Origin of the sequence: Stenotrophomonas sp. SKA14 (assembly GCF_000158575.1) — a bacterium.
GTDB classification, from domain to species: domain Bacteria; phylum Pseudomonadota; class Gammaproteobacteria; order Xanthomonadales; family Xanthomonadaceae; genus Stenotrophomonas; species Stenotrophomonas forensis.
Genome location: NZ_DS999412.1, coordinates 427,529 through 439,978, shown reverse-complemented (window position 1 = coordinate 439,978; position 12,450 = coordinate 427,529). Strand labels below are relative to the sequence as shown.

The window sequence follows — 12,450 nt, the reverse complement described above, 5'->3', positions numbered from 1 at the left end:
CAGTATTCAATGGTCGGCCCATCACCGGTACGGATTGTTCCGGCGTCCCGGTCGATTGTCCCGGCCAGGCCAAGGCCTTGCCGTGCAACAATACTGCACCGTCCAGTCTGCTTATGTTCAGCCGGCTGGCCCGATCCTTCGATGTCTAAAAAACGTTAATGGTGCCCATGTCGGCTTCCGCCTCCAGTCTGGTGCAGTTATCCAACGTCCGCATCGACCGGAGCGGGCGCACGATCCTGCGCGATGTGTCGCTGCAGGTGCCCAAGGGCAGCATCACCGCCGTACTGGGTCCGTCCGGCAGCGGCAAGTCGACCCTGCTGGCGGCACTGACCGGCGAACTGCGCCCGGTCGCCGGCGACGTCACCCTGTTCGGCAAGCCGATCCCGCACGACAGCAGCGCGCTGCTGGAAATGCGCAAGAGCGTGGGCGTGCTGCTGCAGGGCAATGGCCTGCTGACCGACCTCACCGTGGCCGAAAACGTCGCACTGCCGCTGCGCACGCATACCCGCCTGCCGACCGCCGTACTGCGCCAGCTGGTACAGATGAAGCTGCATGCGGTGGGCCTGCTGGCCGCCGCCGATGCGTGGCCGCGCGAGCTGTCCGGCGGCATGGCGCGCCGCGTGGCGCTGGCCCGTGCGCTGGCCCTGGACCCGCCGCTGATGATCTACGACGAGCCGCTGACCGGGCTCGACCCGATCGCCTCCGGGGTGATCATGAGCCTGATCCAACGCCTCAACCACAGCCTGGGCCTGACCAGCATCATCGTCAGCCACCACGTGCACGAGACCCTGCCGATCTGCGACCAGGTGATCGCCATCGCCAATGGCGGCATCGTGTTCCAGGGCACGCCCGAGGCACTGCAGTCCAGCCAGGACCCGCTGCTGCGGCAGTTCCTGCATGGCCAGCCCGATGGTCCCATTCCGTTCGATGCCGCGCCGCGCGCGAGGGTCGCCTGATGCCGTTCGTGCAAGCCACCCGTTCGCTGGGCCGCGCCGGCCTGTTCTCGCTGACCGTGCTGCGCGGTTCGCTGCCCACGCGTGATTTCCTGGCCGAGCTGACCCGCGAGATCTACAAGATCGGCGCGCGCTCACTGCCGATCATCGCCGTCGGTGGCGCCTTCGTCGGCCTGGTGCTGACCCTTCAGGGCTACCGCACGCTGACCACCTTCGGTGCGGCCGACGCGCTGTCGACCCTGCTCGGCCTGTCGCTGTACCGCGAACTGGCGCCGGTGCTGACCGCGCTGCTGTTCATCGGCCGCGCCGGCAGCTCCATCGCCGCCGAGCTGGGCCTGATGCGTGCCACCGACCAGATCAAGGCGCTGGAACTGATGGCGATCGACCCGGTGGCCAAGGCGGTGGCGCCGCGCTTCTGGGCGGCGGTGCTGACCGTCCCCCTGCTGACCGGCATCTTCTGTTCGCTGGCGATCAGTGCCAGCTACTTCGAAGCGGTGCATGTGCTGGGCCTGGACAACGGCGTGTTCTGGTCGGCGCTGCGCAACAGCGTCGATTTCTGGGATGACTTCGGCGTGGCGATGCTGAAGTCGGCGATCTTCGGCGGCACCGCCGCGCTGGTCGCCGCCTACGTTGGTTTCCACGCCGAGCCGACCATCGAGGGCACCTCGGTGGCGACCACCCGTGCGGTGGTCAACGCCTCGCTGCTGGTGCTGATGTTCAACTTCGTGCTGTCGGCAATGTTGTTCACCTAACCCCTCCACCGGCGGTGCGCAGGCGCGCGCGGCCACCACGACTCGATCAGGTAATCCACATGGCCATCCGCGGTCCCAGACTCGAATTCTCCGTCGGCGCCTTCCTGCTGCTGGCCCTGGCCTCGCTGATGGTGCTGGCCGTGGCCTCGACCAACCAGCGCTGGAGCTGGGGCAGCGAAGGCTACGAACTGAAGGCGCGCTTCTCCCAGGTCGGCCAGCTGCGCAAGCAGGCGCCGGTCAAGATCGGCGGCGTCACCGTCGGCCAGGTCGCCTCGATCGACCTGGACCCGGTGAAGTTCGAGTCGATCGTGACCCTGCGCATGGACAGCAAGGTCAAGGACCTGCCGGCAGACACCTCGGCCGGCATCTTCACCAGTGGTTTGCTCGGCGAGAGCTATATCGGTCTGCAGCCGGGCGGTGATCCGGACGTGCTGAAGGCCGGCGACGAGATCGTCTTCACCCAGCCCGCCGTGGACCTGATCCAGCTGGTCGGCAAGTACATGTTCAGTGGCGGCGCCGGTGGCGGCGCTGGTCAGAAGCCCAACGATGGCGCGCAGGCGCCTGCAACGGAACCGCAACCATGAAGATGAAACTGATCCCGGCCCTGCTCGCTTCGGCGCTGCTGGCAGCTACTCCGTTCCTCGCCCAGGCCCAGGCCGCCGCCCCCGCCGCAGCCGCGACCCAGGGCCAGGCCGGCAAGGTGGTGATCGATGCCAGCACGCGCATCCTCACCACCCTGCAGCAGCGCCGAAGCGAGTTCAGCAGCAACCCGGCCAGCCTGCGCAGCTACATCGACAGCGAACTGAACCGCACCTTCGACCGCGACTATGCCGCGCGCCTGGTGCTGGGCCCGCACGCCCGCGGCGCTTCGGATGCCGACATCAAGCTGTTCGCTGATGCCATGGCCGACAGCCTGATGCAGCGTTACGGCTCGACCCTGCTCAACATCCAGGGCAAGCCGAGCTTCCGCCTGAAGGGCGAGAGTCCGCTGCCGGGCAACCGCGGCGTGCGCGTCAGCACCGAACTGGTGCGTGCCGGCAGCGAGCCGACCCCGGTCGAGTACTGGATGCGCAACGTCAACGGCCAGTGGAAGATCTTCGACGTCAACATCGAAGGCATCTCCTACGTGCAGACCTTCCGCAACCAGTTCGACACCCCGCTGCGCCAGAAGGGCATCAAGCAGGTGGCCAGCGAGCTGCACAGCGGCAGCATGCAGGCCGGGCCCGCGGGCAATGGCAAGTAACGCACTGGCACTGCTGGAAGGCGACACCCTGCGCCTGCGCGGGGTGCTGGATCGTGCCGCAGTGATCGCACTGTGGCCGCAGCTGCAGGCGCTGCCCGCCCAGCTGGCACGGCTGGAGCTGGGCGAGGTCGAGCGCGTGGACAGCGCCGGCCTGGCCCTGCTGGCCGAACTGGCGGCACGTGCACGCAAGGCCGGCCACCCGCTGGCGATCTCCGGCGCGCCGGCCGGCTACAACGAGCTGAGCGCGGCCTACCGGCTGTCGCCCGACCTGGATTTCAACGCTACTTCTGCTGCGAGCTGACATGAACGTCGTACGCACTCTCCCCCTGATCGTCCTGGCCACCGCCCTGACCGCCTGCGCCGGCAAGCCCGCACGCAGTGATGCACCGGCGGCCAGCACCGTGGTTCCGGCCAATGCCGCTGCCGACGCCCCCGCTGCGGTCACCGATAGTGGAACGGTCGACCCTGCCGTGGCCGCTCCGGCGGCGCAGGCGCCGGTTGCCACGGCCGCAGCGCCGGCCACTCCGGCAGCGCCCGTTGATGGCAATGCAGCGAAGTCCACAGCAGCCACCGCACCCGGCGGCGACGATGATTTCGACGCCCTCTATGGCGGCGCCGGCAACACCACCAACGTGGCGGCCTACGATCCGTGGGAACCGTTCAACCGCAAGGTGCATACCTTCAACAACGCGGTCGACCGCGGCATCGCCCGTCCGCTGGCGACCGCCTATACCCACGTGGTGCCGCGCTTCGCCCGCACCGGTGTCAGCAACTTCTTCAGCAACCTGCGCGCGCCGGTGACCATCACCAACCAGCTGCTGCAGGGCCGCGGCGCCGATGCGTGGGACAGCCTGGGCCGCTTCCTGATGAACAGCACGCTGGGTATCGGTGGCCTGTTCGATCCGGCCAGCAAGGCGATGGTGCCGCGTCGCAATGAAGACTTCGGCCAGACCCTCGGTGTGTGGGGCTGGCGTCGCTCGCGCTACGTGGAACTGCCGTTCTTCGGTCCGCGTACCGTGCGTGATGTGTTCGGCCTGGCCGGTGACATCCCGCTGTCGCCGATCCGCCGCATCGAAGAGGACAAGGTCCGCATCGGCCTGCAGGGCCTGCAGCTGGTCGATACCCGCGCACAGCTGCTGGCGATCGACGACCTGCGCGACACCGTGGTGGACGAGTACTCGCTGGTGCGCGATGCGTGGATGCAGCGCCGCAACTACCAGATCGAGAACGACCTGCGCAGCAAGCGCGACCGTGGCCACGACGATGCCAATTCGCCGATCCCGGTCGATGCGATGCCGATGCCGCAGTGGACCCACTGAGTCCTTTCATCGCTGCATGAAAAACCCCGCCTCGGCGGGGTTTTTCTTTGCCTTCGATTGCGTTCCGGGGCTCCCGCCCTGAGTCCAGGCGGGAGCCTCACCGCAGCCACTGCCGCCAATGGTGACGGACTACAACTGCTTGTCGAGGCTGATCTGCACTCCGTGGTCGCGGTCGTCGCCGCTGCCGACCAGACCTCGATAGTCCACCTTCAGGCCCCAGTTGCGGCCGAAGTCGAACATCACTCCGGCGCCGAACACCCAGCGGTTGCGGTCGAAGCCATCCAGCGTGGTGCGGTAGAACGGCAGCTCGCCGAGGTCGGCGTACTGCAGGGTGGCCACGCCGCTGCCGCTGAAGTCATGCTGGTACTCCACCTTCAGCTGCGGCGTCCACGCGCCCCACCGTGCCGCCCGCCGCACTTCGATCCGCAGGCCGGCATTGCCGGTGGTGGCATCGACGTCCTGGCTGCCGTAGCGCAGCGCGAACAGATCGCTGCCCTGTTCGGCATAACGGTCCAGCGAGCCCTGCGAGGCATCCAGGCGCGCATACGGTGTGAACTGCCAGTCGCCGCGGGCCAGGTCGGCGCCGAAGGCCAGCGAACCGAACCATTGGCTGCCGTTGCGGCGTGCATGCGCGAAGCTGCCATCTGCAGTCACGTAGCGACGCAGGGTGTAGTCCAGCAGCTGGTGGCCGACCAGCGCATCCACGAACAGGCTGCGGCCCAGGCTGTAGCTCGCATACAACGCCATGCTGTAGGCCTGGCCATCGCTGCGGCTGCCACGCTCGCCAACATCGCTGCGATCGCGTCCATATCCCAGCGCGGCACCCACCGCGAGGGTGTCACTGAGCCGGCGGTCGGCACCGATGGTGACACCATCGGTCTCGAAGTCGACTCCACTGCGCTGGCCGCCCTCGTTGCGCCCGGAGCGGATCGTGCCGCCCACCCACAGGCCCAACGGTGCCTGCGAGTTTGCTGCTGGATCGGACACCGCCTGCGCCGGTTCGCGATCGAACGGCTGGCGACGTTGCGCATCGCAGTCCGGGCCCGGCACGTTGCCCACCATCGGTTCACAGCGTCGTGGCGCGTACGACAGGCTCAGGTTGTTGCTGAAGCCGTTGCTGCGGCTGGCGCCATGCAGCCGCTGCATGCGCTGCTGCAGGTTTTCGATCTGCGAATTGGCGAATCGACGGGCCGCATCGCGCTGTGCCGACAGCAGGCCACGCACTTCCGGATCCCGGCTCGGATCGGGCCGCGCGGCGATCTGCACGACGTAGTCGTGGCTTCCGCTGAAGCCCAGCGCGTCGGTCGCAGTGATAGTGAAGGCGAACGCACCCGCGGCGGTCGGCGTGCCGGCCAGGCCACCGGCCGATTCCAGCGTCACGCCATCCGGTAGTGCACCGGCGCTGAGGATGTAGCGATAGGGTGCGGTGCCACCAGCAGCGGTCAGGCGCTGCTCGTAGCGGTGGCCGAACAGTCCCGCCGGCAGGGCAGATGGGGTCAGGGTCAGTACGGGTGCCGACACACTCAACGTGTAGGCTTGGGTGGCCGAACCTGCGCCACCGGTGGTGGCATCACTGACAGCGACGCTGAAGCCGAAGCTGCCCGCCACGCTCGGGGTACCCGCGACACGTCCGGTGCTGGCATCCAGCACCAGGCCCGGCGGCAACGCACCACTGACCAGCGTGTAGCGATAAGGCGCAAGACCGCCGGTGGTCGCGAAAGCCAGCGTGTAGCTGCTGCCGGCCGTCGAGGCCGGCAACGCGCCGGCGACCGGAGTCAGCGACAGGGCAGGCGCGGCGATCGTCAGCGTATAGGCCTGTACCAGACGGGCCGGTGTGCCAGTGGTGCTGTCGGTGATCGTCGCGCTGACGGTGAAGCTGCCCGACTGCGTTGGCGTACCGGACAAGGTGGCGCTGGCGGCATCGAACGACAGCCCGGCGGGCAGCGTGCCCGACAACGCCACGTGATACGGCGCGATGCCGCCGCTGGCGGTGAACACCATCTGGTAAGGACTGCCTGCGGTGCCGCCCGCCAGCGTGCCCGGGGTCGCCACCAGCGCCGGGCTGGCCACCACCAGGCTGTAGCTCTGGGTGATGCTGGCCGGCGTACCGCCGGTACTGTCGGTGATCGTCGCACTCAGCGCGAACGTGCCCGACTGCGTCGGCGTACCCGACAACGTGCCGCTGGCGGCATCGAAGGTCATACCGGCCGGCAGCGAACCATTGAGCACCACGTGGTACGGCGCGATGCCGCCCGTCGCAGTGATCGCCTGCTGATAGGCCGTGCCGGCGGTGCCTGCGGCAATCGTCGCCGGGGTCGCCACCAGCACCGGGCTGGCCACCACCAGGCTGTAGCTCTGGGTGACGCTGGCCGGCGTACCGCCGGTACTGTCGGTGATCGTCGCACTCAACGCGAACGTGCCCGACGTTGTCGGCGTACCCGACAACGTGCCGCTGGCCGCATCAAAGGTCATACCGGCCGGCAGCGAACCACTGAGCACCACGTGGTACGGCGCGATGCCGCCGGTCGCAGTGATCGCCTGCTGATAGGCCGCGCCTGCGGTGCCGCCAGCGAGCGTGCCGGGGTTCGCCGCCAGCACCGGGCTGGCCACCACCAGGCTGTAGCTCTGGGTGATGCTGGCTGGCGTACCGCCGGTGCTGTCAGTGATCGTCGCACTCAGCGCGAACGTGCCCGACTGCGTCGGCGTACCCGACAACGTGCCGCTGGCGGCGTTGAAGCTCATGCCCGCCGGCAGTGTGCCGGTCAGTGCCACCTGGTACGGTGCGATGCCGCCCGTCGCGGTGATTGCCTGCTGATAGGGATTGCCCGCCGTTGCGGACGGTAGCACGGCCGGTGTCGCCGACAGGCTCGGGATGGCCACCACCAGGCTGTAGCTCTGGGTGACGCTGGCCGGCGTACCGCCGGTGCTGTCAGTGATCGTCGCACTCAGCGCGAACGTGCCCGACTGCGTCGGCGTACCCGACAACGTGCCGCTGGCGGTGTTGAAGCTCATGCCCACCGGCAGTGTGCCGGTCAGCACCACCTGGTACGGTGCGATGCCGCCCGTCGCGGTGATTGCCTGCTGATAGGGATTGCCCGCCGTTGCGGACGGTAGCACGGCCGGTGTCGCCGACAGGCTCGGGCTGGCCACCACCAGGCTGTAGCTCTGGGTGACGCTGGCCGGCGTACCGCCGGTGCTGTCAGTGATCGTCGCACTCAGCGCGAACGTGCCCGACTGCGTCGGCGTACCCGACAACGTGCCGCTGGCGGCGTTGAAGCTCATGCCCGCCGGCAGTGTGCCGGTCAGTGCCACCTGGTACGGCGCGATGCCGCCCGTCACAGTGATCGCCTGCTGATAGGGATTGCCCGCCGTTGCCGCCGGCAGCACGGCCGGTGTCACCGACAGGCTCGGACCCGCCACCACCAGGCTGAACAGCTGGCCGACCGTATATGGGCCATTGCCGGTACTGCTGTCCCTGGCCGATGCACTGATGTTGAAGGTACCCGAAGCAGTCGGTGTGCCGCTGACGGTTGCGCTGTTAGCGGTAGTCGCGGTTACCGACAGTCCGGCCGGCAGGTTGGACACCTGGTATCCGCTGAAGGGCGCGCTGCCGCCGGACCAGGTGAACGTCTGGCTGTATGGCATACCGGCCACAGCGGTGAAACCGCCGCTGGCACCGATGGTGATGGTCGGATCGGCGACCGTCACCGTCACCGTCGCTGCCGCGGACGTTCCGCCAGGTCCGGTGGCGGTATAGGAGAAGCTGTCCGGCCCGGCATAACCGGTTGCCGGCTGGTAACTGATCGTGGTCGGGCCGGTCACCAGTGCCGTGCCATGGGTGGGCATCGCCGCCAGCGTCAGCGAGGTGGCGGGACCGCCACTCAGGATCAGTGGTACGTTCGCCGCCAGAGCATTGAAGCCCACGCTCAACGTACTGTTGCCTGCCAGCGGCAGTGACTCCGCGACGGTGATGGTCAGGTTCTCGGTAACGTCGAAGGGCGCACCTGTGCCACTGGTGCTGTCACGGGCGACGACTGTGAAGTTGAACGTGCCCACCGCGGTTGGCGTGCCGCTGATCACCCCGTTGGGGCTGATCGCCAGTCCTGTCGGCAGTACGCCTGTGACACTGAAGGTATAGGGAGCATTGCCGCCACTGACCGGCCCACGATTGCTGCTGAACGGCTGGCCGCGTACTGCGCCTGGCAGCGCAGCGCCCGGCAGGGCCAGGGTCGGCCCGGCCACAATCAGCCCGTAGAACACCGTCCCCATGTTCGGTGTCGGGCTGCTGTCGGTGGCACTCACGCTGAGCGAGAACGTGCCCGCCTGGGTCGGCGTGCCAGACAGTGTCCCGGTGCTGGTGTTGAACGTCAGGCCGGTGGGCAGCGTGCCCGACAGCGCGTAGGTGTAGGACCCGGTGCCGCCGGTAGCCGAGAACGTCTGGCTGTAGGCAACGCCTGCCTTCGCCAAAGACGGCGCCACCGGCCCCACCACCACCGGCGCGTCATCGGAGACGATGGTGACCACGGCCGAGCCGTCGGCCACGCTGGCGTTGACCGGGTTGCTCAGATTGACCTGGAAGGTCTCGTCGGGCTCCACCGTGGTATCGCCGTTGACCAGCACGGTGATCGTCTGCGTGGTCGTGCCGGGCGGGAAGCTGAGCGTGCCGCTGGCGGCCGTGTAATCGGTCGGCGCAACGGCGGTGACATTGGCCGTGGCGTACTGGACCTGGACCGGCAGCGCGCTTGCCGCGGACAGTGTCACGGTCAACACCGCCGGCGTGGTGCCGCTGTTGCCCTCGGTGACGTTGATGTCGGCGATGGACAATGAGGGTGCCGCGTCATCATTGATGATCGTGCCCCGGCCTTGGCCGTCGGTCAGCGTCGCGCCGCTGACATTGGTGACATTGACGAAGAAGTCCTCGTTCAACTCATGCAGTGTGTCGCCATTGACCTGCACGACGAAGCTATAGGTCTGGCTGCCGGCAGGAATGGTCTGCGCGACCAGACTGCGTGCGACATAGTCCGAGCCCGCAGTGGCAGTGCCATTGGCAGTGGCGATGTCGAAGCTCACCCCGCCGGCCGGCGCAGGCGCGTTCAGCGATACCGTGAAGGTGAAACCGGTGGTGCCACTGTCGCCTTCGTTGGCGCTGACGTCGTTGATGCTCAGCCCCGGCAGGTCATCGTCGCGCAGGGTACCGGTGGCACTGGCCGGCACGCCGATCTGATACCCGGCGCCGGAGGCGAGGGTCAACACCACGGTCTTGTCGGGTTCGGGAATCGCGTCCGGGATGGGCGCGATGCTCACGGTCGCGCTGGTGGCACCTGCGCCGATCACCAGCGGCGAACTGACCGCGGTGTAATCGGTACCGCTGGCTCCGGTGCCGCCCAGGGTGAAGGCAATCGACAACGGCACCGGGTTGGGCCGATCAAGGGAGATGGTGTAGACCAGCGGCACACCGCCATTCTCGTTGACGGTTGCCGGCGAGACGCTGACCGTGGCCACCGGGAAGTCGTCGTTGACGATGGTGCCGGTGGCACTGGCCGGTGCACCCACCGTGTAACCGGCGCCCGCGGCCACGGTGAAGATCACCGTTTCATCGGATTCGACCTGAGTATCGGCGACGGGAACGATGTTGAACGTGGCACTGGTGGCGTTGGCCGGGATGGTCACGCTGGACACCGCGCCGGTGTAGTCGGTGCCGCTGGTCGCCGTCCCGGAAAGCGTCAGGTTCACCAGCATCGCGGTCGGCTGGCTGGCGCTGCGCGTCACCGTGTACGCCATCGGCGTGCCACTGTTTTCGAGCACGCTGCTCGGCGATACGGTGATGCTGACGGTGGGCGCGTTGCTGACCGTGAGCGTGAAAGACTTCAGCTCGTAGTAGGGCGCGGCGCCTGCACTGCTGTCGGTGATCCGCAGGGTCAGTGGATAGGCCTGCGCGGGTCCGCTGGGCGTGCCGCTGAAGGTGTCCACGCCGTTGAACGTGACGCCTGGTGGCAAGGCGCCCGATTCCACTGCATAGGTGTACGGCGCAACGCCGCCACTGCCATTCAAGGCCAGCGTGAAGGCATTGCCAATCACTGCCGTCGCGGCGGTGGGCGTGATCGAAAGGCTTGGATTCTGCACCGTGGGCGCGTACGCCTTGTCGACCACGGCACCCAGGTTGTCGGTGGCGCGCACGGTGAAGCTGAAGGCACCGCGCCGGGTCGGGGTGCCCGAGAGCGTGCCGTTGCTGTTCAGTGTCAGGCCCTGTGGCAGTTGGCCAGCGCTGATCGTGTAGGTGTAGGGCGAAGTTCCGCCTGTAGCACTCAAGGTCTGGCTGAAGGCCGTGCCGGCCGTCATCGGATCGAGGACCGCAGGACTGACCACGATCGACGACGCCGGCGGGTCGATGATCATCGTCACCGTGACCGTATTGCCGTCGGTGTCGGAGAACTCAAAGACATCGCCGACGGTATTGAGCCCGTTGTGGCTGTAGTCGACGAACCAGCTGCTGCCGGCGATGCGCAGGATGGCACTGCCACGCTGCGGGAGCGCGGGTCCATCGACGGGACCATCACCGGCGAAATTGATGTTCCTGGCGCAGGCCGTGACGTTGATCGGCACGCTGCCTCCGCTCGGCACGTGCACCGAGAAGGGGCCGCAGAGGGTGGACGTATTGGCGGCGGAGGCCAGCCCGGGCCACAGCAGGGCCAGGCAGGACAGCAGCAGGACGAACGCGAACGAACGCGCGGAACGCGCGGTACCGGAAAGGAACGCCATGACTCTTCCCCCTTAGAAGAATCCCACCTGGATGTGGAACAACATCGAGGTGCGCGTTCCAGCTGGCGGTGCTTCCGGGGAGGTTCTCCCCTGCCAATCCCCGGCGGTGCCAGCGGTAGGCCATCCACGCCCCTCCGTGGCGCCATTGGAACAGAGTCCCCGACCAGAAGATAGAGCTACAAGGGTCTGGCGATGCGCGGGCACAGGCAGGGACTTGTACACAACCTGAATGGCCTTCAGAGTACGCGGGCGCCAGTCCGGCGCCCCGCGCTCAGCATCCAAGGGGGATTTCGATGAGCGATGTCTATCTCGGCCAGATCATCATGGCCGGTTTTCCTTTTGCACCCAGGGGCTTCGCCTTGTGCGACGGCCAGATGATGTCGGTCCAGGCCAACCAGGCCCTGTTCGCTCTGTTGGGGGTCCAGTATGGCGGTGATGGCCGCACCACCTTCGCCTTGCCCGACCTGCGCGGCCGCGTGCCGGTATCGGCCGGCATCTCGGTGGACTCCGCCTGGCAGCCTCCGGCGCAGCCGGTAGGCACGGCCGCCGGCGCCGAGTCGATCACCCTGCTGGTCGGCAACATGCCGCCGCATACGCACGGGGTGCTGGGCGTGACCAGCGCCGGCACCGTGCGCAACCCCACCGGTGCCACCTTCGCCGGCACCGCCAGCAACCCGAAGATGTATGCCACCCAGGCCAGCCCGGCCGTGCCGCAGGCCGGCGGGTCGGTGGGCGTGTCCGGCAGCAACCAGGCACACGCGAACATGCAGCCCTTCGGAGTCATCAACTTCTTCATCTGCATCGAGGGCGGACTGTACCCGCCGCGCGACTGATCGCGCCGGCACCAACGCACTCCGTTCCGCCCTACTTTCCAGGAGCACGCACAGATGAGTACGCCTTTTGTCGGCGAGATCCGCATGTTCGGATTCAGCCGCCTGCCGGTTGGCTGGTTTCCCTGCGACGGCCGCCTTGTGCCGGTCGCCGGGCAGGAAGCACTGTTTACCCTGATCGGTACCACCTACGGCGGGGACGGCCGGAACACCTTCGGCCTGCCCGACCTGCGTGGTCGCCTGCCTGTTCACCAGGGCCAGGGATTGGGATTGACCCAGCGCGTGATCGGTCAATCCGGCGGCACCGAATCGGTAACCCTGACCCTGCCGCAGCTGCCAGCGCACAACCACCCACTGAACCTCACCAGCGCCGCCGCCACGGCGGACGTACCTTCGGCTACCGCCGTCCCGGGCTCGGCCAGCGGCGAACCCTACTACGTCACCGACACCAACGGCGCCACCGCAATGGTGCTGGATTCGGCTGCAGTCTCCGCCACCGGCAGCAGCCTGCCGCACGAGAACTGCATGCCGACCCTGACCGTTCAGTACTGCATCGCCTGGTCGGGCATTTTCCCGTCACGCGGCTGACCTTCC

At 67.6% G+C, this 12,450-nt stretch carries 8 protein-coding genes and 1 pseudogene; 8 read left to right on the top strand and 1 reads right to left on the bottom strand.

All coding sequences use genetic code 11. The features are described from left to right. Positions 1-167: 167 nt before the first annotated feature. The 6 genes and pseudogenes from SSKA14_RS02165 (at position 168) to SSKA14_RS02140 (ending at position 4,267) form a co-directional block, all read left to right on the top strand. Entirely contained in the window at positions 168-956 is a 789-nt protein-coding gene (locus SSKA14_RS02165) for an ATP-binding cassette domain-containing protein (protein WP_040009260.1), read from the top strand. After that, the gene (locus tag SSKA14_RS02160; protein WP_005414955.1) at positions 956-1,705 is read left to right on the top strand and encodes an MlaE family lipid ABC transporter permease subunit; all 750 of its coding nucleotides are present in this window, start codon (positions 956-958) and stop codon (positions 1,703-1,705) included. Before SSKA14_RS02165 ends, SSKA14_RS02160 begins: the two co-directional genes overlap by 1 nt. Positions 1,706-1,764: 59 nt before the next feature. Continuing rightward, positions 1,765-2,229 (top strand): annotated as a pseudogene (mlaD, locus tag SSKA14_RS02155) (outer membrane lipid asymmetry maintenance protein MlaD); the annotation flags it as partial. A gap of 56 nt (positions 2,230-2,285) precedes the next feature. Then, the gene (locus tag SSKA14_RS02150) at positions 2,286-2,948 is read left to right on the top strand and encodes an ABC transporter substrate-binding protein (RefSeq protein WP_040006809.1); all 663 of its coding nucleotides are present in this window, start codon (positions 2,286-2,288) and stop codon (positions 2,946-2,948) included. Then, positions 2,938-3,249: an STAS domain-containing protein gene (locus SSKA14_RS02145; protein ID WP_008266246.1), complete on the top strand. Its 312-nt coding sequence runs from the start codon at positions 2,938-2,940 to the stop codon at positions 3,247-3,249. The genes SSKA14_RS02150 and SSKA14_RS02145 overlap by 11 nt, the downstream gene beginning before the upstream one ends. A 1-nt stretch (position 3,250) precedes the next feature. Next, positions 3,251-4,267 (top strand): VacJ family lipoprotein, encoded by a 1,017-nt coding sequence (locus SSKA14_RS02140; protein WP_008265213.1) that lies wholly within the window; start codon positions 3,251-3,253, stop codon positions 4,265-4,267. Positions 4,268-4,396: 129 nt separating this feature from the next. Here SSKA14_RS02140 and SSKA14_RS02135 read toward each other — a convergent pair whose 3' ends face one another. After that, positions 4,397-11,026: a putative Ig domain-containing protein gene (locus SSKA14_RS02135; protein ID WP_008266085.1), complete on the bottom strand. Its 6,630-nt coding sequence runs from the start codon at positions 11,024-11,026 to the stop codon at positions 4,397-4,399. Between the two features lie 293 nt (positions 11,027-11,319). Between SSKA14_RS02135 and SSKA14_RS02130 the strand changes: the two genes are divergently transcribed. Together SSKA14_RS02130 and SSKA14_RS02125 are read left to right on the top strand one after the other, a co-directional pair. Then, positions 11,320-11,859, top strand: a complete 540-nt coding sequence (locus SSKA14_RS02130; RefSeq protein ID WP_008264686.1) for a tail fiber protein — start codon at positions 11,320-11,322, stop codon at positions 11,857-11,859. Between the two features lie 54 nt (positions 11,860-11,913). Then, on the top strand, positions 11,914-12,444 hold the full coding sequence (locus SSKA14_RS02125) for a tail fiber protein (RefSeq protein WP_008264600.1): 531 nt from the start codon (positions 11,914-11,916) through the stop codon (positions 12,442-12,444). Positions 12,445-12,450: the final 6 nt, after the last annotated feature.

What these genes read in the sequence shown, in the direction of transcription:
- SSKA14_RS02165 (WP_040009260.1), top strand. Translation starts at nt 168, where the DNA reads ATGTCGGCTTCCGCCTCCAGTCTGGTGCAGTTATCCAACGTCCGCATC.
- SSKA14_RS02160 (WP_005414955.1), top strand. Translation starts at nt 956, where the DNA reads ATGCCGTTCGTGCAAGCCACCCGTTCGCTGGGCCGCGCCGGCCTGTTC.
- SSKA14_RS02150 (WP_040006809.1), top strand. Translation starts at nt 2,286, where the DNA reads ATGAAGATGAAACTGATCCCGGCCCTGCTCGCTTCGGCGCTGCTGGCA.
- SSKA14_RS02145 (WP_008266246.1), top strand. Translation starts at nt 2,938, where the DNA reads ATGGCAAGTAACGCACTGGCACTGCTGGAAGGCGACACCCTGCGCCTG.
- SSKA14_RS02140 (WP_008265213.1), top strand. Translation starts at nt 3,251, where the DNA reads ATGAACGTCGTACGCACTCTCCCCCTGATCGTCCTGGCCACCGCCCTG.
- SSKA14_RS02135 (WP_008266085.1), bottom strand. Translation starts at nt 11,026, where the DNA reads ATGGCGTTCCTTTCCGGTACCGCGCGTTCCGCGCGTTCGTTCGCGTTC.
- SSKA14_RS02130 (WP_008264686.1), top strand. Translation starts at nt 11,320, where the DNA reads ATGAGCGATGTCTATCTCGGCCAGATCATCATGGCCGGTTTTCCTTTT.
- SSKA14_RS02125 (WP_008264600.1), top strand. Translation starts at nt 11,914, where the DNA reads ATGAGTACGCCTTTTGTCGGCGAGATCCGCATGTTCGGATTCAGCCGC.